This is a genomic window from Paraburkholderia sp. J7 (assembly GCF_905220155.1).
Taxonomy (GTDB): Bacteria; Pseudomonadota; Gammaproteobacteria; order Burkholderiales; family Burkholderiaceae; genus Paraburkholderia.
The window spans coordinates 34,616-56,420 of sequence record NZ_CAJMYZ010000025.1; the positions used below are offsets into that span (position 1 = coordinate 34,616).

Genomic DNA, 21,805 nt, shown 5'->3' on the forward strand with positions numbered 1-21,805 from the left:
TGATCCGTCCGGCGGCAAACTGCGCGCCGCCGGACCGGACGCCCTGGTCAGCTCACCGGATTGATCTTGAAGCCGGCGCGATACTCGGCAATGTGTTTCTCGCGCTGTTCCGGTGTCATGCCCCGCAGCAAGACAAGCGGGCTCTGGATCGTGTAGCCGCGCACATGGTCGAGCGTCCACATTTGCCGGTCGTCGAAGCGCAGATGCGGTTGCGGCACGAGCGTCTTGCCGTCGCTGCGCACGAAGCCCAGATCCTTGATGCAATCGGCGAGATCCCAGCCGTGGTAGCACTCTTCCCATTGACGGCGCCCGCTGAAGCGCCCCATTGCCGGTGTCGGTCTGCCCTCGTATTCGTCGGCGAACGCGACCTTGTGCGTCCAGCGGCACAGCTCCGAGCAATAGGTGTACAGCTGGCCGTCGACTTCATCGACCACGAAGTCTTCGCGAATCAGGCAAGGCACGAGACAACTCCAGCAACGGTGTGGATAGACGTACCCGTTTTCCTGATCGAACAGCATGTTGGTTTCGCCCGGCACGCTCTTCTTCGCATACCACTTCCAGTAGTCGCCGAATTCGGCGTACCAGCCGGGGTACTTGTGCTCGAACCATTCGAAGTCTTTTTCGGTCTGTGCTTCGATGCGCCAGAAGTTCACGGGCCAGCCCACCGAGAAGAACTGCGCGACCTTGTGAACATAGTTCTGCTTGACGATGCGATCCCAGGCGGCGGCGACGTCATCGTGATGAATCTTGATGCCGTACTTCTCCAGCGGCAGCATGTAGGTACGGTAGTAATCCTCGTAGATCCACCGGTGCCACAACTCGGCGTACGATTCCTTGTTCTTGTCGCGGTCCGTGGTGCCGTATTCGATGAAGGTGCCAATAGCGGCGTCGACGATCGCATGGTTCTGCCAGAATGCGTAGCGCAGATCGCGTTCCAGCAGCAGATGGTTGTCCGGATCGTTGATGATCGACATGACGAGCGAATGGCCATTGCCGATATGGCGGCTTTCATCCGACTGCACGGAAAGGAATACCGTCGGCAACGCATAGTCGCCGTTGCGGGCAGCCTCCGACGGCATTGCCACAAACAGCGTATTCGTGAACGCCGTTTCGGCCACCACCTGCAGGAACACGTTGGCAGCCGTCACCGCGTCACCAGTGAGGAAGCCCTCGGCGAACTGGCGGCCGATCGTGGTGGCATAGCACTTGCCAAACGCGGCTTCCGTAATATCGAACCCAGCCGGATCGATGTAGTTTTCCATGTACCACTTTTTCAGGTTCATCTGGATCGTGGAGTGCCGGAACTCGTCGACCATTTGCATCGTAAAGCCGGTGCGTAAATCTTCGCCGGGCGCGAGCCGGCCGAGCATCGCCATTGAACGCGCAGCCGAGATTTCGGGGAAAGGAATGATCGCGAGGAACAGCTTCATCCATTCCACCCAGCGGGGCTCGACGTTGCGGAACATGTCGCCGCGCAATGCCGCGTCGAGTGCGCCGTACACGCGGTTGTCCTTCTCCTCCTGCATCGGGAAATAAGAGCGCAGCACCTGTTTCATTGGGTCGCGTGGCGCCTTGCTGATCTTGTAGTCCGTCGGGAAGGTCATGGCTTCCTGGACGTAACTCGGAGTCCAGCCAAGATCGGCAACGCGGCGCGCCGCTTCGCCAATGCTGATACCGCGCTGGGACGTGATCTTGTTGAGCGTTAATCCATCAGACATTGAGCTCTCCTGGTTTCATTTCGATAACTGCCGCAATGCGACGCTTCGGGCAGGGCCGGCTAGCGTCACGACCAGAGTCAACAACGCGGGCGGGCCGTCTCGTTGGCAAGCGAAAAGGTCGCAGAGATATCGAAGTGCAGGCCTGATGGGCCTGACTTCATGATCGCGTCTCCTGCTGTTTTCGTTTTGCGCTTCTTGACGTCAACGCTTTCGGATTGACCTGTGCTTATAGAGCGATAAGCGTGCCAGACGTCGTTATTTCTTCCGGGTCAAGCCTGGTAATGGGCGCAGACTCTTGCTATAAAATCCCGCAGTGCGCCATGTTTTGTTCTGCGACAACGCCGGTTCACGATGCTGTCCGATATTGGGACGTCCGGTTGAATCGATTCTTAATGTAAATTCGGATACCTTATTGAATAAAACGAATATCGAAGTACGGTGCGTGGCACATCTACCGGGCTACGTCACCTTGGCTTTCTGTGGCAAGAATCGAGCTTTGACCGCTCTTTCCAGGGGATTTTCCTTCAGCGACAAAGCGTGCCGTGAGAATGAGCGCCCCTAGTGCGAAATCCTTGCCGTACGCCTCGATCATCTCGTCCGCCACCGCGCCCAGGCGCTCGAAGCATTGTTCCTTGGAAGTGAGTCCGGTATTCATGGTTGTCTCTCTTTGGATATGTGGGAGGGAGCACTGCCGGCTTACCTGCGCCGTCCGAAGCGAAACAATTCTTCCGGCAGAAACACCAGCGCCAGCTCGCCCGCCTCGGTTCCCAGCGCGAGGCGCCGGCCGTCCGGTGCCCAGGCGATCGCGCTTACGGCACTGTTGCCAGAACCCTTGATGAGCAAGATGTCGCTGCTGCCCGGCTGACACAGCAATACCTCGCCGCTGTGATACGCGACGGCTATGAGCGGATCAACGGGATGGCAGGCCGCGATGCTGACCGGCGTCTTGCCCGCGATACCGCATTCATGCGGCTCGTCATTGGCTCTGGGCGGATCGAACCGCCAGCACACCGCGCGCATGCCGCCGCTCGTGGCAAGAAAGCGGCCATCAGCGGAAAACGACAACGAACGCGGCTGCCCTGGGTAGCCGCCCATGTCGATGTCCGCGCCATCGGGCAGCCGCCAGCCGTGCAAAGCGTTTTCCTCCATGCCGGTCACGAGATAGCGGCCGTCCGGACTCCACACCACGTTGCGGTGATAGCCCGGCCACACAAGCTGACGCTCGCGCAGCGTGTCAGCCGCCCATAGCGTGACGCCGCCGTGATGCGAAATGGCCAAACGCTTACCCGCTGGGTCGAACGCCATGAAGGTCGCCGATCCCGGCAGCATCAGACACGCGGGTCTCGGTCCCAGCCAATGGACCCTGCGGCCGCTGGCATAGGCTCGGCCACCGACCGGACTCGCCGCCACCCGGTCGATCCATGCCCCGGCCTCATGCGCGACGAGTTCGCTCGTGCCATCGAGCCGCAGATGGACGAGGCGTCCGTCGTCGCCACCGCTGAGGAATCCCCCACCGGGGTCGGCGGCAAGGGCGAGGCACGTGCCCGCGTGCACGCTGAAGCGCGCGAGCGGCGCAGGCGGCGCTTGCGCCTGCACGAACTCGACGCCGCCGCCCTCGCGTGGCTTGAGGCGCGGACCGCCCGGCCAGCCACCCGTGGCGAGCGCAAGCGTGCCGTCGCCCAGCGCGAATCCAGCGCATTGCCCCGACGTGTCCCACACGACATCGACGACAGGCGCGTCGCTTTGCCAGCGCGCCCCAAGCAGATCGATCAGAAATTGCGGCGCGTTCATGCGTCGATCTCGCAGTAGCGAATGCTTTCGCGCAATTCGCGCCGGTCGAGATGGCGGCCGATCAATACCAGGCGGCTATCGCGCGGCTCGCCGTCGCGCCATGGTCGGTCGAAGGCTGTATCCATCGTCATGTGCACGCCCTGAAACACGAAGCGGCGCTCCGATCCGGCGAGGTCGACAATACCCTTTGCACGCATCAGGTCCTGGCCTTGCTCGGCCACCAGTTGCTGCAGCCAGGAGAGAAAGCGCGTTCGTTCGAGCGGCCGCTCGACACGCAGCGATACGCTATCGATGCCGTGACTATGGCGGCCTTGCTTGACAGTCGCGCCAGCGCGAAGCGGCACCGCTCGATAAGGCCGCTCGCCGCGCGGCGCGTCGCTGCTTTCACCCGGCGACGCAACAAGCTGCAGGCGCTTGAGATCGAACGCGCCGCGATCGAGCAGCGCGGCAAGCGGTATTTCGCAGCGCACACTGGTCAACCATTCGGCAGTCGGATTGATGCGCCGCACGGCGTCTCGAACCGAAGCGAGGCCGGCCGCATCGACAAGGTCGATCTTGTTGACCAGCACGATGTCGGCCTGCGCGAGTTGCTCCGCGGCCTCACGGCTGTCCGCGAGACGCGCCGCCAGATGCGCCCCGTCGGCCACGCAGATCACGCTGTCAAGCCTCGTGCGCTGGCGGATCTCATCGTCGATAAAGAAGGTTTGCACTACCGGCGCGGGGTCGGCCAAACCGGAAGTCTCGATCAGAATCCCGTCGAAGCCATCCTTGCGCTTGACCAGCGACGACACCACGCGAATCAGATCGCCGCGCACCTTGCAGCAAACGCAGCCATTATTCAATTCGATGACCTCGTCCTCTGCGCCGACGACGAGAGCCCCGTCAATGCCGATGGCCCCGAACTCGTTGACGATCACGGCATAGCGCCGGCCATGCTGCTCGCGCAGAATGCGATTGAGCAACGTGGTTTTGCCAGCGCCGAGAAAACCGGTGAGCACGGTAACCGGAATGCGGTTCATTGCCAGCCCCCTTGTGTGCCGGACGTCATTCGGCTGTCGAGGCGACCCAGTTCGCCTTCAAGCCGATCCCGCTCGGATTCGATCGCCCGCAACGCGCTTTCGGCCTCGCGAAAACGCCCGCGCAATTGCTCGATATGCGCTGCTCCTTCCGGTGAGGCGCCATCGCGCTCTTCGCAGGCGAGCGCGCATGCCAGTTCGATCTCCGCGCCCGCGCGTCGGCTTTCCCCGCGCAAATGGCGGGAATTCACTTCGGTTAGCGCAATGATCAAATGCATGCGATCGAAAAGCGAGGCTGCGTCGCGCTCCATAGTCACGGCAATCTCCACGCTGAAGTCGTCCCGTCGAAGCCGTTACGGAATCAACACCGCCCGCCCTTTGACCTTCCCGTGATGCAGATCCTTGAGCGCCTGGTTCGCCTCGCTCAAGCGATACTCCCGTGTGGACAGATGGACGAGTCCACGATCGGCGAGCGCCATCAGTTCCACGAGTTCGGGATACGTGCCGACCAGATTGCCGACAATGGTCTTCTCGCTGGTGATCATGTCGATGGTCGGCAATTCGATTTTTCCGCCATAACCCACGATGTAGTAGAAGCCGCCGTTGCGCGTCATGGCGAGACCTTTGGCGATCGCGTCTCCTTCGCCAACAAAATCGATGACGGCTTCCGCGCCATTGCCACCGGTAAGTTCCAGGACGTGTTCGACTTCTTCTCCGCCGCCCTTGACCATGTGATGCGCGCCGCATTCCTTCGCAAGCTGCAGCGCAACATCGGAGCGATCGACCACGATGATTTCAGCCGCGCAGAGTGCCTTTAAAACCTGAATGCCAATATGCCCGAGGCCTCCGGCGCCGATCACGACGGCAAACTGGCCGGGCAGCAAATGGCGCGAGGCTTTTTTTGCGGCGCGGTATGCGGTCAAGCCAGCGTCCGTATAAGGCGCAACGTCCTTCGGTGCGAGCGATTTCGGCAACTGGATCAGCGAGCGCTCGCCCGTTAGCAGATACTGCGCGTAGCCACCGTTGGCGTTGATACCGGGAAAGCGGCTGTCCGTGGCGTGCATATCGTCACCGCGCCGGCAAGCGAGACAATGTCCGCTCGTCACCAGCGGATGGCAGATGACCGGATCGCCCACCTTCACACTCTCCACGCCGCGCCCCACCTCTTCGACCCAGCCGGCATTTTCATGACCCATGATGTAGGGCAGCGCCACATCGACCTTGCTGCGCCAGATGCCTTCCACGACGTGCAGATCGGTGCGGCACACACCCGCACCGCCAATCCTCACGACGACATCGGTGGGCCGCACGATCCTGGGATCGTCCACCTCTTCGTAGCGCACGAATTCTTCGCGAGTCAGCGACTCATCGTACTGATGCAGCACGGCAGCTTTCACTTTTTGTCTCCTCCGTTCAAGAATGGCCGGACAATGCACGAGCCATCGGGGCTAGCGTTGTTGCGCACGTCGAGAGCCGGTTACGCAATGTCCATGCCAAAAGAAGTAGAAAGCAACGAAGCCGTCCGCAGTCGATGCGCTGGCTTAGAGAAGATGTGTCACCTGCAGCGGCGAACCAGCGGACCACCCAGCGAACCCGCCGACCAACTGTCGCAAAATCGGACGCTCAACGAGCGTGAGGATCGACAGGGTGTCCGAAAATGAGACGCGCCCAGCGGAAAGTGCGTGCACGACGACGCCGAACGCAGTGGCATTCGAGGGTAAGTCCCGACACCGATTTAGCCGGCCATTACCTGCCCTCCGTTCGCGCGCCTAAACTGACATCACTGCGCACAACGCAAGCCACCCGCAGTGGCCACCGCCGCAGACCGAGGAGACAACGCATGCCCAAGCTTGTTCACACGATGATTCGCGTGCAGGACCTGTCGCGCTCGCTCGACTTCTACGACAAGGTTTTCGACTTCAAGGTCTCGCACCGGCTCGACTTCCCCGATTTCACGCTCGCCTATTTGCGCAACGACGAGGCCGACACGGAAATCGAACTCACCTGGAACAAGGGACGCGCCGATCCGTATTCGCACGGCGACGGGTACGGCCATGTAGCCTTCGTCGTCGACGACGCAAAGGCCGATCGACAGCGCCTTCTCGACATGGGTCTAGCGCCAAACGACCTGCGCGAATTCCACGCGGACGACGGCTCGCTGATCGCCCGTTACTTCTTTATTCAGGACCCGGACGGCTACAAGATCGAAGTCCTGGAAAGGCATGGCCACTATCGCTAGCGACCGTGCGCAGGGCCGCGTTTGTTTGATGCATGGCATGAGACCAACACAGGAGACAACAATGAGCCCCACGATCATACCGATAGCGCACGAACCGGACGCGCACGCGGTGGAAAGCGCAATGCGCATCAAGCTCACGCGGCGCGAGTTGCTCAAAGGCACGGGAGTCCTGACGGGCACGCTGGCGCTGACTTCCACGCTCGCGATGTTCGCGCCCAGCCGGGTCTGGGCCCTCGAACTTCAGGGCCTCGACACGCACCAGGGCGACGTCCTGCTCGCGTTCACGCGCCAGCTCTATCCGCACCCCACGCTCGACAATGCGGTCTACGCGCTCGTCGTCAAGGACCTCGACGCAAAGGCGCAAAAGGACCCCGCCGTGCGCAAGCAACTGGCCGATGGCGTAAAGCAGCTCGACGCGGGCGCCGGCGGCTCGGACTGGTCCAGGCGCGAGAGCGCGGCACAGGCGCGCGACGTTGCCGCGCTGGCCGGCACGCCTTTCTTCACTACGGTGCGCAGCACGGCAATCGTCTCGCTGTACAGCAACACGCTGGCTTACCAGCACTTCGGCTATGGGGCGGCCGAAGGCGACGGCGGCTACCTGTACAAGGGTTTCAACAACTTGTCCTGGCTGCCCAATCCCCCAGCCGACGAGAGCGGCCCGCTTCCCAAAGACAGTTGAGCACAGGAGACCGAACATGGATCTGAACCAGAAGCGCTTCCCGCTCAACGACAGCAACGTGGTCGTCGTCGTGGGCTCCGGCGCGGGCGGCGGCACGCTCGCGAACGAACTCGCCCAGAAAGGCATCGACGTTGTCGTGCTCGAAGCGGGCGCCATGCATACGCAGGCCGACTATGTCACCGACGAATGGGGCTCGTTCCAGTTGCTCTCATGGCTGGACAATCGCACGACCTCGGGCACGTGGCGCGTCGCCAAGGACTTCCCGAATCTGCCCGCGTGGATCTGCAAGACGGTGGGCGGCACGTCAACGCATTGGGCCGGCGCGAGCCTGCGAATCCAGCCGCACGAATTCAAGGCGCGCACGACCTATGGCGACATTCAAGGCGCGACGCTGCTCGACTGGCCGCTCACGCGCGAGGAACTCGACCCGTACTACGACCGCGCCGAGAAGAAGCTTGGCGTCACCCGCACCAACGGGCTGCCGGGCCTGCCGGGCAACAACAACTTCAAGGTGATGGCGGCAGGCGCGACGAAGGTCGGCTACACGCAATGCAACACAGGCCACATGGCGATCAACAGCGTGGTGCGCGACGATCGCAGTCACTGCTTCCAGCGTGGTTTCTGCTTTCAGGGCTGCCGCACCGGCGCGAAATGGTCGACGCTCTATACGGAACTGCCGCGCGGCCAGGCCACGGGCCATCTTGAACTGCGTACGCAAGCCCATGTGGTGCGCATCGAGCACGACACGCGAGGCAGAGCCACCGGTGTCGTCTATTACGACGCGCAGGGCAAGCTGCAACGCCAGAAGGCGCGAGTCGTGGCAGTCGCGGGCAACTCGATCGAGACGCCGCGACTGTTGCTGAACTCGCATTCCGGAAAGTTTGCCAATGGCCTCGCCAACGCTTCCGGGCAGGTCGGACGCAACTATATGCGGCACACAACGGGCTCCGTGTATGCGACGTTCGACCAGAAGGTGGACATGTACAAGGGCACGACAATGGCCGGCATCATCGAGGACGAGGCGAAGAACGATCCGAAACGCGGATTTGTCGGCGGCTACCACATGGAAACCATCTCGCTCGGACTGCCGTTCTATGCCGCGTTCCTGAATCCGGGCGCCTGGGGGCCGTCGTTTGCGCAAGCCATGGATCAGTATGCTTACACGGCCGGCATGTGGATCGTCGGTGAAGACATGCCGCGCGCCAACAATCGCGTGACGCTCAACGACAGCGTCAAGGACCAGTATGGTCAGCCCGTCCCGAACGTCCATTTCGACGATCACCCGAACGACGAAGCCATGCGCGAGCATGCGTTCAAGCAGGGTTCGGCGGTGTACGAGGCGGTCGGCGCGAAGACGGTCTACCGCGTGCCGCCCTATCCTTCGACGCACAATCTCGGCACCTGCCGGATGAGCGCGAGGCCGGAGGATGGCGTGTGCAACGCGCATGGACAGACGCACGACGTGGCTAACCTGTTCGTGTCCGATGGCAGTCAGTTCACAACAGGCGCCGCCGAGAACCCGACGCTCACGATCGTCACGCTCGCGATCCGCCAGTCCGATTACATCGCAGGGCAAATGAAGCGCCGCGCGATCTGATGACAGGCGCCCCTTGGCTGGCAAACGCAGCTCGGGAGGGTTGCGTTTGCCAGCCAGGAAGCTTGCGCGTATGTTGGCAGGGCAAGACTTCTCCCAATGAAGACTGAAGGAGATCGAGCATGTGCAGAATCTACGTCAACGCAGACCCGATCCTCTACGAATCGCGCACACGATCGTTGCGTATTCACGGCGTGATCACGACCGTGAGGCTGGAAAACCTGTTCTGGGATGTGCTGCAGGAAATCGCCGCGCGCGAAAACATGACGACGAGCCAATTCGCGGTCAAACTGTACGACGAACTGATTGCGCTGCGCGGCGAGCCGCCGACCAACTTCGCATCGTTTCTGCGGGTGTGCTGTTTGCGGTACCTGTCATTACGCTCTGCAAAGGAAGATGCGCCTGCAAGCCCGGCGATGCCGGGCAGCGACTTGCGGCCGCGCATTCTGAAAACGGTTTGAACCGGCTTTGAGCCGGGATGTCCATTTTCATCGCTTCGAACGCAGGGATGTCGAAACCCGGCACGCGCCAGTCGAGGTACTGCTCGCGCGGGGCGCACACCGTGACCGCCGCATACGGCCGCGCGAACCGGTGACACTGGCGATGCCCGAGGCAAACCGTCATTGCGCCTGTTGCTGAGCCGCCTGCTCAATGAGCGCAGCCACTTCCTTCGGATGCGACTCATACACCGAATGGCTCGCACCATCGATTTCCACCGTCTGGGCGTGAGCGCGCTTCGCGTACATGCGCTCGAGGTCCGGGTTGATGATCTTGTCCGCCTTCGCGACCATATAAAACGCCGGCTTGGTCTTCCATGCCGGATCAGGGATCTGCGCAGCGAATACGCTTGCCGAAGTCGGCATTTGTTCGTGGGCTTCGAATTCGGCCTGAGCGATCGGAAGGTCGGCCGCGAAATCGCGCGGATAGTCCGCCGGATTCAGATAAAGGTAGTCGTCCGCCGTTTTCACGATGTCCTCGTGGGGCGTCGCGTTTGGATAACGCTTGCCATTCGAGACTTCAGTCTCGCCCACATCCAGTGCATGAGCCGCAATGTACACAAGCGACTTCACGTGCTCGTCGTTGCCCGCCTCGGTGATGATGGCGCCGCCGTAGCTATGGCCGACGAGCACGCACGGGCCGTCGAGGCTGTCGATCACACGCTTCGTCGCTGTCACATCGTCCTTGAATGACGTGAGCGGCTCTTGTACGAGCGTCACGTTGTAGCCGTCCTTCGTGAGAATGTCGTACACCGGACGCCATCCGGCGCCACCCACGAAAGCGCCGTGCACGAGAACAACGTTCTTGATGGGCGCGGCCTGCGCCGTCGTCACGGCGCCAGCGACCAGACAAAGCGCGGCGGCGGCGTGTGCAATAGCGGAACGGAAAGTGGGCAAAGACATGGAAGCTCCCTGGAATGGCGTGAAGTGGATCAATCGATTAACAACACGGCCAGTCTAAAAAGCGGTCTCGAACGAGAGGGTTACCCAGTCATTACGAAAAAATGACGTCGCTGCATCGGTGAGTCGAATCAAAGGGCCGGAAGGCTTGTTATTTTCTTGTAACGACTCGGTAACCCTGCCGATGGAGGCGCCTCCCTACACTGCAACCACGCAGTCACGCTTTGCCTCGCTTAGCCACGTTGCAAGTTGTCCCTCCTAAGCCTGTCTTCGCGTCCATGCACAGTCGATGCTGCGGCTTTCTTTCCCGACTCATCCGATTTTCAGATATATAGGAGTGTTGATCATGTCCAAGCTTCTTCTCAGCGTTCTCGTTGCGGCTTCCGCCGTCGCCGTTCCGGCCTATAGCTTCGCGCAGTCCACCCAACCGCTCACCCGCGCCGAAGTCCGTGCGGACCTCGTGCGCGTCGAGCAAGCCGGATACAGCCCGGGCCGCGGCGACGACATCAACTATCCGGCCGACATTCAGGCAGCCGAGGCCAAGGTCGCAGCGGGCCAATACGCACAAAATTCAGCGCAAACCGATATGGGTGGCGTATCGATGGCGAGCACCTCGGCTGCTGGCTCGCGCACGCATATGCCTTCACAGTCCGACTGTGTTGGCCCAGCCAGCTTTTGCTCGGTCTTTTTCGGTAGTTGAGCCGGCGGGCGCGCCGTATTCAATGGTCCTGGTGAGACGGTGCGCCCTCCAGTGACGGCGCACCGATCTCGCCCGTTGCCAGGGCGAGCGTCGCGGCAGCGGAAAGCGCGGCGCTGTAGCTGTCCGCATACGCGTTCTGCGCGGCGAGCAGCTGGTTCTGCGTGAGGAGCGCGTCGGTAATGGTGCCGACGCCGTGCCGGTACGCGGAGAATGCCGCGTCGTAGGTCGTCTGCGCGGCTTCGACCAGCGCCTTCGCGGCGTCGTTCGACGCGAGGCTCGTGGAAAGCCCGTTCTGCGCGGCCACGATCTGCCTGACGGCTTCCTGCTTCGTATGGGTCAGCTGCGCAGACGCACTGTCCGCGTCGTTGCGCGCCTGCATCAGCACGGCGGAACGCAAGCCGCCGTCGTATAAGGGAATCGTCACGCCGAGGAAGATGCTGCCGCTGCGGCGGCTGCCGTTCAGGTTCACCGTGGCCGCCTGATCGCCAACCGGCGGAATCGCGGTGATCGACGTCGTGCCGGTACCGTATGCGGCCGCGGCGGAGAGAAATATCTTCGGCATGAACGCCGATTCGGCTGCGCGGATCTTCGCCTGGTTGGCCTCCTCCAGCGCGTAGGCGCCCTGCACGTCCGGCCGTCGCGCGATCGCATCGGCGACGATTTCGTCGACGCTCTGATGCAGCGCCGGCGTGAGCGTGCGTGCCGGCAACGCAGCGATCTGAGGTTTCGACAACGGCGAAATGCCGAGCGCAGAGACGAGGCTCAGATAGCTGTCGCTCACGGCGCCGTCGGCCTGCACCTTCAGCAGATTGGCTTGTGCGCGATTCTGCGTGGCCTGTGCGACTTCGACCACCGTGCCCACGCCCTGCTTTCGCCGGGCGCGCGCGGCGCTGAGAATGCCGTCCGCGTTGTCGAGCGCCTGCTGCGCGGTTTGCTCCCTCGCGCTGGCGGCTTCGTAGGCGTAGTACGCGATGCTCACCTCGTGGATCACGTGCTGGTGAACCGACGTGAACGCGACGTTTGCCGCCAGGGAAAGCTGCTTCGCCGCATCGAGGCGGGCGCGGCGGCCACCGAAATCGAATAGCAGCCATTGCAGCGACAGCACCGAAACGGTGCCGTGAATGTTCGAGCTGGTCGAGGTGTTGCCGAGCAGCGGCGTCGACGTCGCACCGCTCGCCGCCTCGTAGCCGCCCATGGCGGTGGCGGTAAGCTGCGGCAAATACGCGGTCTTCGCAACGCCCGCCGCGAGCGCCGCGTTGCGTGCGTCGTTCCAGGCGATGCGCGTGAGCGGGTTCGTGGACTCCGCGAGATCGATCAGCTCGGGCAGCGTGTACGCGTGATTCGCATCGAACGCCGCGGCGGGTTCGATCGAGGCCAGCGCGGCGCTGCGCGGCAACGTGTAGCCAGCCTGCGCCGCGTCGCTGGCGTTGCGTGGCGGGCCGGGCACGATGTTGCCGTCGGCGTCCGTCTGCGGTTGCCACGGTCGGTCCGCCGCGGGCGGCGCGAGATCGATCGACGACGTCGCGCAGCCTTCGAGTCCCGAGATCGCCAACGCGGCAACCAACGCGGCGGCCAACGCGACAAGCCGGGCCATCGGTTCAGGGGCGCGCATCGGTCGTCGTCTCCCCGTCCGAAGCTGGGCGCGCGATGTCGGCGATCTGTCCAAAGCGCTTTGCGATAACGTTCTGGAGCGCATCGAGTGCGGGGTCGGCCGTGCGGTCCTTTGCGGCCTCGGCGGCATGCTGTGGGGCCTGCAAGTGCGCGTCGTCGCCAGCGGCGAGACGTTCGGCGATTTCACCCAGCCGCGCCGCGCCCGCACGTCCTGCCGCGAGGACCAGCGGCGCCTCCAGCGCCTCGAGCTCCGCGAGCGCGCGCCGCCGGCTCGCCACCCAGCCGGGCTCGGGGCGCACCCACGATGGCTCGTAGTGAATCAGGCCGAGATCCTGGCGCAGTCCGCCGTACTGGGCCAGCGCACCGCCCGCGAGCGCGCTGCGCGACCGGGCGTCCGTTGCCTGCGCGATGCGGGTCCACTGTGCCACGAGCGCCTTGAGCGTTGCGTCGATGCGGCTCGCGATGCTCACGGGCCAGACGCGCGTAAAGACCAGATAGATCACGACGTTGCCGATCAGGATGCCGATCACGCGGTCGCGTGCGAGCGTGAGGTCGAACGCGGGCGCTGCGCCCTGGATCACGCACAGAAAGAAGGCAAACGCGATCTGCATGCCCGCGTACGAGATCCGCGCCGACCCCATCGCCACCCATGCGGCGAGCCACGCGCCTGCGAACACCAGCGCCATCAATTCGCCCGCCGAGGTGAGACGCGGCGTCACGAACACGATCGCCGCCGTGCCGAGCAAAGCGCCAATGAGACAGCCCGTGATCCGCAGTGTCGACTTCTCGACGGTCTCGGCCGTGGTATTGAGCGAGACCATATAGCAGGTGATGAAGCACGTATGGATGCCCTGCCAGTCGAGCTGCTGATACAGCACATAGCAGAACATTGCCGCAGCCGTGGTTTTGAGCGCATAGCGGACGTGATCGGGATTCGAAAAGGCATCGGCGTCGAAAAAGCCGCTGCGCGCGGGCGGCTCGGCGGTTCTCTCATGAGCAGGATCCGGAACCGGCGCTGCGGCGGCCTCAGCAGACGGCACCGCGAAGCCCTCCAGCGCGGCGCGCAGGTCTGCGAGCACGAGCGCCTGCAGCGCGGTTGGCTCAGGCACCTTTGGCACGTCGAGCGTGATGTCCACAGGGTAGCCGCCCGCTTCGAGCATCGCGGCCATCTGCGTCATCGTTTCGGCAAGCTGCGCCGCGCATGCGTCGGGCAGGCGCGCGCCGGGTTCGCTCGCCGCGAATTCCGTTGCGACCAGAATCGCCGTTGTGGACGCCGCCGCCTGGCGCAGCGGCGCAGCGTCGGCCGGCGCCAACGTGCCTTCGAGTTTCGAGAGCTTGAGCCACGCGAGAATCTGATGGTCGCCCTCGCGCATGCACGCTTCGAACGCGGCGCGCTCCTCGTCCGTCGCCGTGCCCGTGAGGCGGCGCGCGGCGAGCTTCAGGCGCCGCGCAAGCTGCGAGGTGGCGAGCCGGCGCGGCGACGGCGCGCTCACGAGGTTCACGACGATCGCCACGCCAATCGGAATCGCGACCATCAGCCACGCGTACAACAGGCCGCGCGTGGCCGCTTCGCCGATCGGCGCGAGGCCAAGCTCGTCGAGCCCGAAGCCGACGATCATCGCAAGAATGGCGCCGATTGGCCGTAGCTTGCTCGCCGAGGTGGCGAATAGCAGTCCGAACGATAGCAGCGCCATGCTCGCGACCCGCAGCGGCGGCTGGTCGATGGTGAGGATTGCGAAGATCATCACGATGCCGATGATCACCGTCACGATCAGCATCAAGGCGAACGACATGACGATGCTCGTCATACGGTCGGGCCGGTTCAGGAAGAACACGATATACACGGAAGTCGCGGCATCGGGCGTGGCGTAGCCGGTCGTCACGAGCACCGTGAGCGCGCAGATCAGCGCAATGCGCGTGACGATCGCGGCGCGCCCCGGAAACGGCGCGAGCAGCTTCGCGATTTCCCGCGGACCGGGCCGCCTGATGTCACCGGCAAGACTGGCCATGCCGGACCTCGACGATCGCGCTGGCGCCAATGCGCACCAGCTTGTTGACCGGCGCGTCGATGCGCACGCGAACCGGGAAACGTTGGGCCACGCGCACCCAGTTCACCGACTGCTGCACGTACGGCAGGCTGCGCGGCAGGTTCACGCGGTCCGTGTCCAGTATCCCGGCGCCGATGCCGATCACCTTGCCGCTCATCGGCTGTTTTCGGTCGATCATCGAGTACACGGTCGCGCAGTCGCCGACTTCGATCGCGCCGAGCGCCGTCTCGCGAAAATTCGCCACCGCGAACCATTCGCCCGAATGAACCAGCGTGAAGATGGACTGGTTCGGCGCGACCGTCTCGCCCGCGAGGATTGTCAGGCCTGCCACGTAGCCGTCGAACGGCGCGCGCACGACCGTGTCGTCGAGCGCGCGCTGGGCGATCGCGAGCGCGGCCTCGCGCGCATGCAGCGCCGCTATGGCGTCGGCGTCGTCGCCTATCGTCTGTGCAGAAGCGCGCTGTTGCACCCGCGCCTGCGCGAGCGATACGTTCGCATCGCGCTGCGCGACGACCGCCTGATCGAGTTGCTGTGCTGAAACATAGCCTTGCTCCGCGAGCGGACGCAGCCGGTCGACGCTGCGTGTCGCGAGGTCGTAGTTGTGGGTGGCGCGGCGGGTCTGGTCGGCCGCGATGGTCGCGTTCGACGTCTCGCCGATCAGCGTGCGGCGGCGTGTGGCGAGCGAGGCGCGCGCCAGTTCGACTTCGGCCTGCGCCTGTGCAACGCCGAGCCGGTACGGCACCGGGTCGATCTCGAACAGCACGTCGCCCTTCGAGACATGCTGGTTCTCCTCCACGGGAACGCGGATGATCCGGCCGCCCACGGGCGACGCGACGTGAACGACGTCCGCGTCGATGGACGCGTCGTCGGTGGACGGATAGCGCGACGAGCGATCGTACGCATACCAGAGTGCCGCCGCGCCGAGCAGGACGATTACGGCCGCAATGACGCGGCCCTTCCATGCATGTCGAGGATTCTGGCCGGCCATTTTCATGTCAGAGCTGCCCCGTTCCCCACAGCCAGGCCAGCACCCCGACGACGATGCCGATCGAGGTACACACGGAAAGCTGGTACGGCACCCGGCGAACCCAGCCGGTCCCGACGAACACGCGATGCGCGACGATCGCGCCCACGACGCCGATCACGGCACTCACGAGCCAATACGGGAAGTACGCGCCGAAGAGCGACCAGGACGGCGCGCCGCGGGCCACGCAACCCGCAAGCGGCATGAAAGCCAGGAATGAACAAACGACAGCGTATCTGGGCCATGTACGTTGTTTCATCGCTTATTCGATGCTTCGTGACTGGAATACATGCTGAATTCCACTCGTACGAACAACCCATGCGCGCACCGATGGGTTGCGTCCCGCATTCCCGATTCAAGGCAGCCCATCATAGCGCGGTTTGCCGCACCGCCGCCCATGGGGTGCTTATCGGCCCCGCTGCTCGCGCTGCCGCGGGAACACGAGCGTAAAGCGCGTCACGCCGTTGCTGCTCGACGCGCGCCACGCGCCGCCGTGCAGCTGCATGATGCTGCGCACGATCGAAAGCCCGAGCCCGCTCGACTCCGATGAGCGATGCCGCGACGGATCGGCCCGGTAGAAGCGATCGAAAATCCGTTCGAGATGATGCGGCTCGATCGTCGGCCCGCGGTTCTCGACATGCAGCGTCGTGGCCTCCGGTCCCTGATCCGCCACGGTCGAGATTGCCGAGCCCGGTTCCGCATACCGCAAGGCATTCGCAAGCAAATTCCCCAGCGCGCGGCGCAGCAGATCCGGGTCCGCGCACACGTCGCCCTCGCCGCGCCACTCGAGGCTCACGTTGCGGTCCTCCGCGAGACCTTCGAAGTACTCCTGCATACGCTCGAATTCCACGGCGAGCGGCAACGCCTTGCGCTCGATAGCGTTGTCGGCCTGCTCGGTGCGCGCCAGAAAAAGCATGTTGTCGATCATCTTCGACAGGCGCTGCAGTTCCTCGTAATTCGAGCCGAGCAACCGCTGGTAGTACACGGTGTCGCGCGTCTGGCTCAGGCCGACTTCGGTCTGCCCCAACAGATTGCCAATTGGCGTGCGCAGGTCGTGCGCCATGTCCGCCGACACTTGCTTTAACTGCGTGAACCCGCGTTCGAGCCGGTCGAGCATGCCGTTGAACGCGGCGATCAGGGCGTCGAGTTCGGGGGGCGCAGCGCGCTGCTCGATGCGCGTCGACAGCGTGCTGATGCCGATCGCCCCGGTTTGCGCGGCGAGCACGCGCAATGGCTGCATATTGCGGCGCGCGACGACAAAAGCGAGCAAGGCGGCGATGGTCGCGCCAGCGGAGGCGAATAGCAGTATCCGGTTACGGTAGGCCCGCAACAACAGCGTGCGCTCGGTCAGCAGGCGGCCTGAGAGGATCTGCAGATCCTGCTTCCCGGCTGCGTCGTGCGCCGCGGCGGCGACGTAGATGAACGGCGTTCCATCGGCCGCAAGCGTATGGCGGACGGCGCCGAGCGTGAGTGGCGCGTCCACCGGCACAGGCGTCACGTCGGGCACCGCCCTGTGCCCCGGATTCACCGTAATGAGCGGCGCCTCACCCGGAAAGCCCACGATCAGCAGCGATTCCGTATTGCCGAGCATGTTCGCGAAGAGATGAGGCTTGTCCCGAATCAGCTCGCGCACGTCGACATCGTTCATGAGCGTGCGAAGCTGGTCCACCCGCGTCACCAGCGCCGCGTCGTCGCGCACACTCAGTTGCTGCTCCAGGCCGCGGTATAGCAAAGCGCCGAGCAAAGCCATCGCCGTAAATACGATGAGTGCGTACAACAACGCAAGGCGCGTGGTGAGCGAAAGCCGCATCATGCTTCGTACTCGAAACGGTACCCCACACCGTGTATCGTATGAATCAGGCGAACGGGGAACGGGTCGTCGATCTTCTGCCGCAGCCGGCGCACCGCGACATCGACCACGTTGCTATCGCTGTCGAAATTCATGTCCCACACGCGCGAAGCGATCAGGGCGCGCGAGAGCACCTGGCCTTGATGCTCCAGAAAGAACGCCAGCAGGTTGAATTCCTTGTTGGTGAGCGTAAGGCGCACGCCGCCCCGGTCGACGCGCCGCTTCGGCACATCCACGCGCAGATCCCCGACTTCGAAGACCTGTTCATCCGGCTTTTGCGGCTGACCGCGCCGCAATATGATGCGGATGCGCGCGAGCAGCTCGGCAAACGAGAATGGCTTGACGAGATAATCGTCGGCGCCGAGATCGAGGCCCTTCAGCCGGTCTTCGAGCGTGCCGCGCGCGCTCAGGAACAACACCGGGGTTTTGGTGCGAGCGCCGAGCTTCTTCATGACGGTCCAGCCGTCCATCTCCGGCATCATCACGTCGAGCAGGATCAGGTCGTAGCCCATTTCCTGCGCAAGGTGCAGGCCGTCGATGCCGTTCGTGGCGACGTCCACCACGTAACCGGCTTCCGTCAAGCCGTTCTGGATGTACTCGCTGGTCTTCGCTTCGTCTTCGATGACGAGGATTTTCATGGCGTCCGATTCCTGCACGTTGATGCGCGTGTCACTGATTCTGTGCTCGTTTGCGCCCTTATACCAGCCGGGCACGCTTGCAGTCTAAGCAGTGTGCGCTAACAGGGCCGTTACCCAATCATTACAAGGAAATGACAAAACGCCGCCGTCGCAAACACGTAGGTCTGCGACGGCGGCGTGTGCTATTTCCTGCGCAACAAGCGCGCGTAATCAATGCTGCGGAATCTTCCCACCGAGTTCATCGTCAACAAACGCGCGGACGATATCCGTGAACGACGCATCGCCTTGCAGGCCGAGCTGCGTTGCGCGCGCGATGTCCCACTGCGCGGGCCAGCTGCCGACGATCTTCTCGACACGTTCGTCCGCCTTCCATTCGATCCGCGCCGCGACGGCTTCGCCCGCCACTTCGCGCAGTGCAGCGATCATCTCGTCGACCGTCACCGACACGCCCGGCAGGTTCACCGTGCGCCGGTTGCCGAGCGCCGCGCCGTCGATCTCGCAGCCCGCGATCAGGCATTCGATCGCCTTGCGCGGCGACAGCAGCCATAGCCGCGTCGAACCGCTCACCGGGCACACGGCCGGCTGCCCGTTCAGCGGCTCGCGAATGATGCCGCTGGCAAACGAGGACGCCGCCGCATTCGGCTTGCCCGGCCGTACGCTGATGGTCGGCAGGCGCAGCACGCGGCCATCGACGAAACCGCGCCGCGAGAAGTCGTTGAGCAGCAACTCGGCGACAGCCTTTTGCGCGCCATACGACGACTGCGGATTCAACGCGGTTTCATCGAGCACGACATTGGGCAGATCGCCGCCATAGACGGCGACCGAACTCGTGAACACCACGCGCGGCCGATGCCCACGCTCGCGGCACACGTCGAGCAGCAGGCGCGACGCGTCGAGATTGATGCGCATGCCGAGATCGAAGTCCGCTTCCGCCTGGCCGCTGACGATCGCCGCGAGATGGAAAATCGCCGCCGTCCTGTCGTCGATCAGACGCTCGAGCACGCTGCGCTCGGCAATGTCGCCGACTTCGACACGCACGCGCGCGTCGTTCGGACCCGGCGCCGCGACGACGTCGAGCAACACCAGTTCGGTGATCGGCTCGCGCTGTCCGTGCGCGCCCGTTAGTTCGCCGCGCGCCAGCAGTTCGCGCGCGAGACGCTGGCCGAGAAATCCCGCTCCGCCCGTGATCAGTACTTTCATGTTGCTGTGGTTCCTCAGTGTGTCTTTCGAATGCGCTCAGGCGCGCGCCTTCACATACGGCCGGATCCATCCCAGCCCTTGCGACGTGCCCGCGCGCGGCCGGTATTCGCAGCCGATCCAGCCTTCGTAGCCGAGTTCGTCGATCAGCGAGAACAGATACGGGTAGTTCACTTCGCCGATGTCCGGCTCGTGCCGCTCGGGCACGCCCGCGATCTGGATATGCCCGATGCCCTTCATGTCACGCTTGAGCTTGACTGCGAGATCGCCTTCGACGATCTGGCAGTGGTACAGATCGAACTGCACTTTCAGGTTTGGCGCGCCGACTTCCGCGCAGATCGCCTGCGCGTCGTCTTGCCGGTTCAGAAAGAAGCCGGGAATATCGCGCGTATTGATCGGCTCGATGACGACGGTGATACCGTCCGCTTCGGCTGCGTTCGCCGCATACGCGAGATTCTTCAGATACACGTCGCGGTGCGCGGCGCGCGATTGCTCAGGCTTGATCAAACCGGCCATCACGTGCAGCTTGTCGTTGCCGAGCACGCGCGCGTATTCGAGTGCCGTCTCTACGCTGCGGCGAAACTCGTCTTCGCGGCCCGGCAACGACGCGATGCCGCGCTCGCCTGCCGCCCAGTCGCCCGGCGGCGCGTTGAACAGCGCCTGCGTGAGGCCGTTTTCAGTCAGCCGCGCCTTGATGTCGGCGGCTGGAAACTCATAGGGGAACAGAAACTCCACGGCCTCGAAACCGTCGCGTGCGGCGGCGGCGAAACGATCGAGGAACGCGTGTTCGTTGTACATCATCGACAGATTGGCGGCGAAGCGTGGCATCGAAGCAACTCCTTAAATACGCGTGTTTAGCGGTTCACGAGCCGCGCGGGCGTCAGCCAGACGGCGAGCGCGCCGATCACGAGCATGGCGGCCAGCACATACATGCCTGACTGCGTGCTGTGCGTGAGATCCTTAAGATAGCCGATCATGTACGGGCTTGCGAAGCCCGCCAGATTGCCGATCGAATTGATGATCGCGATGCCCGCCGCCGCCGTTGCGCCGGACATGAACGCCGTGGGCAGCGACCAGAAGAGCGGCGCGCAGGTCAATACGCCCGCAGCCGCGATCGAGAGAAACACAATCGACACGGCCGTGTTGTTCGCGAACGAAGCCGCGACCGTGAAGCCGACCGCGCCCGCAAGCGCCGGCCCGATCAGATGCCAGCGGCGCTCGCGGCGCTTGTCCGCGCTGTGGCCCATGATATTCATCACGACGATGGCGACGAGAAACGGAATCGCGCTCAGCAGGCCGATTTCGAACGCGCCCGTCACGCCCGTCGACTTCACGAGCGTCGGCATCCAGAACGTGAGCCCGTACTGGCCCGTGACGAACGCGAAATAGATCAATGACATCCACCACGTGCGCGGGTCGCGAAACACCGCGCCGAGCGAATGCGACTTCGCTTCTTCCTGCGGCTGCGCGGCGATTTCGTCGGCGAGCAGCTGCTTTTCGCGCGGCGTCAGCCATTTCGCGCCGGCGATGCCGTTGTCGAGATACAGGATCGTCGCGATACCAATGGCGATGGCAGGCACCGCCTCGATCAGGAACATCCATTGCCAGCCTGCGAAGCCGTGATGGGAATCGAAGGTCTGCATGATCCAGCCCGACAACGGATTGCCGAAAATGCCCGAAACCGGAATCGCCGACATGAACACCGCGATGATTTTCGCGCGGCGATGCGACGGGAACCAGTACGTGAGATACAGAATGACGCCCGGATAGAAACCGGCTTCGGCAAGACCGAGCAGGAAGCGCAGCACGTAGAACTGCGTGGGAGTCCGAACGAATACGAACACGGCGGAAAGCAGGCCCCACGTGATCATGATGCGCGCAATCCAGATGCGTGCGCCGAGCCGGTGCATCAGGATGTTGCTGGGCAGCTCGAAGAGAAAGTAACCGACGAAGAACACACCCGCGCCGAGACCGAATACCGTCTCGCTGAACGCGAGGTCCTGCGACATCTGCAGCTTTGCAAAGCCCACATTGACGCGGTCCAGATACGCGACCACGTAGCACAGCATCAAAAATGGCACGATGCGCCAGAACACCTTGCCATAGGTGCGTTCGATTTCGGCCGCGCCGGGTTGCCCGGCTGCGGCGGCGGTGGATGCAGGGCGAACGGATGCCGCCTGATAGCTTGTCATGCGTTGTCTCCTTCGGGGTGGCGCTGGTTTTGGGCCACCCGCTTTTCGGCGGACGGCCCTCCGGCTTTTTATCCAAGGTGGGTGATACAGAGCGTGCGCGTGGGTGCGCGGC

21 protein-coding genes are annotated in these 21,805 nt (G+C 63.5%); 5 read left to right on the plus strand and 16 right to left on the minus strand.

All coding sequences use genetic code 11. The features are described from left to right. Window positions 1–47: 47 nt before the first annotated feature. The 6 genes from U5A58_RS32675 to U5A58_RS32700 form a co-directional block, all read right to left on the minus strand. Entirely contained in the window at window positions 48–1,718 is a 1,671-nt protein-coding gene (locus U5A58_RS32675) for an aromatic/alkene/methane monooxygenase hydroxylase/oxygenase subunit alpha (RefSeq protein WP_321939055.1), read from the minus strand. 451 nt (window positions 1,719–2,169) lie between these two features. After that, the gene (locus tag U5A58_RS32680; RefSeq protein WP_321964522.1) at window positions 2,170–2,373 is read right to left on the minus strand and encodes a hypothetical protein; all 204 of its coding nucleotides are present in this window, start codon (window positions 2,371–2,373) and stop codon (window positions 2,170–2,172) included. A gap of 41 nt (window positions 2,374–2,414) precedes the next feature. Further along, entirely contained in the window at window positions 2,415–3,509 is a 1,095-nt protein-coding gene (locus tag U5A58_RS32685; RefSeq protein ID WP_321964523.1) for a WD40 repeat domain-containing protein, read from the minus strand. Further along, window positions 3,506–4,528 (minus strand): GTP-binding protein, encoded by a 1,023-nt coding sequence (locus U5A58_RS32690; RefSeq protein ID WP_321964524.1) that lies wholly within the window; start codon window positions 4,526–4,528, stop codon window positions 3,506–3,508. Before U5A58_RS32690 ends, U5A58_RS32685 begins: the two co-directional genes overlap by 4 nt. Then, a complete protein-coding gene (locus U5A58_RS32695) occupies window positions 4,525–4,836 on the minus strand; it encodes a hypothetical protein (protein WP_321964586.1) in 312 nt (103 codons plus the stop codon). Before U5A58_RS32695 ends, U5A58_RS32690 begins: the two co-directional genes overlap by 4 nt. A gap of 42 nt (window positions 4,837–4,878) precedes the next feature. Next, window positions 4,879–5,922 carry an NAD(P)-dependent alcohol dehydrogenase gene (locus tag U5A58_RS32700; RefSeq protein ID WP_321964525.1) on the minus strand — a complete coding sequence of 348 codons (1,044 nt, stop codon included), beginning with the start codon at window positions 5,920–5,922 and terminating at the stop codon, window positions 4,879–4,881. Window positions 5,923–6,365: 443 nt separating this feature from the next. Here U5A58_RS32700 and U5A58_RS32705 point away from each other — a divergent pair, with 443 nt between their 5' ends. The 4 genes from U5A58_RS32705 to U5A58_RS32720 all read left to right on the plus strand — a co-directional run bounded on the left by U5A58_RS32705 (window position 6,366) and on the right by U5A58_RS32720 (window position 9,498). After that, entirely contained in the window at window positions 6,366–6,764 is a 399-nt protein-coding gene (locus tag U5A58_RS32705; protein ID WP_321916277.1) for a VOC family protein, read from the plus strand. Between the two features lie 61 nt (window positions 6,765–6,825). Then, window positions 6,826–7,443, plus strand: a complete 618-nt coding sequence (locus tag U5A58_RS32710) for a twin-arginine translocation signal domain-containing protein (RefSeq protein ID WP_321964526.1) — start codon at window positions 6,826–6,828, stop codon at window positions 7,441–7,443. Between the two features lie 16 nt (window positions 7,444–7,459). Continuing rightward, the gene (locus tag U5A58_RS32715) at window positions 7,460–9,040 is read left to right on the plus strand and encodes a GMC family oxidoreductase (protein ID WP_321949432.1); all 1,581 of its coding nucleotides are present in this window, start codon (window positions 7,460–7,462) and stop codon (window positions 9,038–9,040) included. Window positions 9,041–9,159: 119 nt separating this feature from the next. After that, window positions 9,160–9,498, plus strand: coding sequence for a ribbon-helix-helix domain-containing protein (locus U5A58_RS32720; protein WP_321916280.1), 339 nt, complete (start codon window positions 9,160–9,162; stop codon window positions 9,496–9,498). A gap of 159 nt (window positions 9,499–9,657) precedes the next feature. Here U5A58_RS32720 and U5A58_RS32725 read toward each other — a convergent pair whose 3' ends face one another. After that, window positions 9,658–10,437, minus strand: a complete 780-nt coding sequence (locus tag U5A58_RS32725) for an alpha/beta hydrolase (RefSeq protein WP_321964527.1) — start codon at window positions 10,435–10,437, stop codon at window positions 9,658–9,660. Between the two features lie 343 nt (window positions 10,438–10,780). Here U5A58_RS32725 and U5A58_RS32730 point away from each other — a divergent pair, with 343 nt between their 5' ends. Continuing rightward, the gene (locus U5A58_RS32730; protein ID WP_321964528.1) at window positions 10,781–11,134 is read left to right on the plus strand and encodes a DUF4148 domain-containing protein; all 354 of its coding nucleotides are present in this window, start codon (window positions 10,781–10,783) and stop codon (window positions 11,132–11,134) included. Window positions 11,135–11,153: 19 nt separating this feature from the next. On the opposite strand, the gene U5A58_RS32735 is transcribed toward U5A58_RS32730, so the two are convergent. The 9 genes from U5A58_RS32735 to U5A58_RS32775 form a co-directional block, all read right to left on the minus strand. Further along, complete coding sequence (locus U5A58_RS32735; protein WP_321964529.1) at window positions 11,154–12,746, minus strand: TolC family protein; 1,593 nt, start codon at window positions 12,744–12,746, stop codon at window positions 11,154–11,156. Then, window positions 12,733–14,754 carry an FUSC family protein gene (locus tag U5A58_RS32740; protein WP_321964530.1) on the minus strand — a complete coding sequence of 674 codons (2,022 nt, stop codon included), beginning with the start codon at window positions 14,752–14,754 and terminating at the stop codon, window positions 12,733–12,735. Before U5A58_RS32740 ends, U5A58_RS32735 begins: the two co-directional genes overlap by 14 nt. Beyond that, entirely contained in the window at window positions 14,735–15,787 is a 1,053-nt protein-coding gene (gene mdtN / locus U5A58_RS32745; protein WP_321964531.1) for a multidrug transporter subunit MdtN, read from the minus strand. Before mdtN ends, U5A58_RS32740 begins: the two co-directional genes overlap by 20 nt. A 1-nt stretch (window position 15,788) precedes the next feature. Further along, window positions 15,789–16,076, minus strand: coding sequence for a hypothetical protein (locus U5A58_RS32750; RefSeq protein ID WP_321964532.1), 288 nt, complete (start codon window positions 16,074–16,076; stop codon window positions 15,789–15,791). Between the two features lie 147 nt (window positions 16,077–16,223). Then, on the minus strand, window positions 16,224–17,630 hold the full coding sequence (locus U5A58_RS32755) for a heavy metal sensor histidine kinase (RefSeq protein ID WP_321916288.1): 1,407 nt from the start codon (window positions 17,628–17,630) through the stop codon (window positions 16,224–16,226). After that, on the minus strand, window positions 17,627–18,304 hold the full coding sequence (locus U5A58_RS32760) for a heavy metal response regulator transcription factor (RefSeq protein ID WP_321964533.1): 678 nt from the start codon (window positions 18,302–18,304) through the stop codon (window positions 17,627–17,629). Before U5A58_RS32760 ends, U5A58_RS32755 begins: the two co-directional genes overlap by 4 nt. A gap of 210 nt (window positions 18,305–18,514) precedes the next feature. Next, window positions 18,515–19,504 (minus strand): D-erythronate dehydrogenase, encoded by a 990-nt coding sequence (denD, locus tag U5A58_RS32765; protein ID WP_321964534.1) that lies wholly within the window; start codon window positions 19,502–19,504, stop codon window positions 18,515–18,517. 36 nt (window positions 19,505–19,540) lie between these two features. Beyond that, window positions 19,541–20,329: a 2-oxo-tetronate isomerase gene (gene otnI / locus U5A58_RS32770; protein WP_321964535.1), complete on the minus strand. Its 789-nt coding sequence runs from the start codon at window positions 20,327–20,329 to the stop codon at window positions 19,541–19,543. A gap of 26 nt (window positions 20,330–20,355) precedes the next feature. Beyond that, entirely contained in the window at window positions 20,356–21,693 is a 1,338-nt protein-coding gene (locus U5A58_RS32775; protein ID WP_321964536.1) for an MFS transporter, read from the minus strand. Between the last annotated feature and the right edge of the window lie 112 nt (window positions 21,694–21,805).

Coding starts and splice junctions, on each gene's coding strand:
- denD (WP_321964534.1), bottom strand. CDS start 19,504: ATGAAAGTACTGATCACGGGCGGAGCGGGATTTCTCGGCCAGCGTCTC.
- U5A58_RS32755 (WP_321916288.1), bottom strand. CDS start 17,630: ATGATGCGGCTTTCGCTCACCACGCGCCTTGCGTTGTTGTACGCACTC.
- U5A58_RS32695 (WP_321964586.1), bottom strand. CDS start 4,836: ATGGAGCGCGACGCAGCCTCGCTTTTCGATCGCATGCATTTGATCATT.
- U5A58_RS32760 (WP_321964533.1), bottom strand. CDS start 18,304: ATGAAAATCCTCGTCATCGAAGACGAAGCGAAGACCAGCGAGTACATC.
- mdtN (WP_321964531.1), bottom strand. CDS start 15,787: ATGAAAATGGCCGGCCAGAATCCTCGACATGCATGGAAGGGCCGCGTC.
- U5A58_RS32685 (WP_321964523.1), bottom strand. CDS start 3,509: ATGAACGCGCCGCAATTTCTGATCGATCTGCTTGGGGCGCGCTGGCAA.
- U5A58_RS32730 (WP_321964528.1), top strand. CDS start 10,781: ATGTCCAAGCTTCTTCTCAGCGTTCTCGTTGCGGCTTCCGCCGTCGCC.
- U5A58_RS32720 (WP_321916280.1), top strand. CDS start 9,160: ATGTGCAGAATCTACGTCAACGCAGACCCGATCCTCTACGAATCGCGC.
- U5A58_RS32705 (WP_321916277.1), top strand. CDS start 6,366: ATGCCCAAGCTTGTTCACACGATGATTCGCGTGCAGGACCTGTCGCGC.
- U5A58_RS32775 (WP_321964536.1), bottom strand. CDS start 21,693: ATGACAAGCTATCAGGCGGCATCCGTTCGCCCTGCATCCACCGCCGCC.
- otnI (WP_321964535.1), bottom strand. CDS start 20,329: ATGCCACGCTTCGCCGCCAATCTGTCGATGATGTACAACGAACACGCG.
- U5A58_RS32750 (WP_321964532.1), bottom strand. CDS start 16,076: ATGAAACAACGTACATGGCCCAGATACGCTGTCGTTTGTTCATTCCTG.
- U5A58_RS32715 (WP_321949432.1), top strand. CDS start 7,460: ATGGATCTGAACCAGAAGCGCTTCCCGCTCAACGACAGCAACGTGGTC.
- U5A58_RS32740 (WP_321964530.1), bottom strand. CDS start 14,754: ATGGCCAGTCTTGCCGGTGACATCAGGCGGCCCGGTCCGCGGGAAATC.
- U5A58_RS32690 (WP_321964524.1), bottom strand. CDS start 4,528: ATGAACCGCATTCCGGTTACCGTGCTCACCGGTTTTCTCGGCGCTGGC.
- U5A58_RS32680 (WP_321964522.1), bottom strand. CDS start 2,373: ATGAATACCGGACTCACTTCCAAGGAACAATGCTTCGAGCGCCTGGGC.
- U5A58_RS32735 (WP_321964529.1), bottom strand. CDS start 12,746: ATGCGCGCCCCTGAACCGATGGCCCGGCTTGTCGCGTTGGCCGCCGCG.
- U5A58_RS32675 (WP_321939055.1), bottom strand. CDS start 1,718: ATGTCTGATGGATTAACGCTCAACAAGATCACGTCCCAGCGCGGTATC.
- U5A58_RS32725 (WP_321964527.1), bottom strand. CDS start 10,437: ATGTCTTTGCCCACTTTCCGTTCCGCTATTGCACACGCCGCCGCCGCG.
- U5A58_RS32710 (WP_321964526.1), top strand. CDS start 6,826: ATGAGCCCCACGATCATACCGATAGCGCACGAACCGGACGCGCACGCG.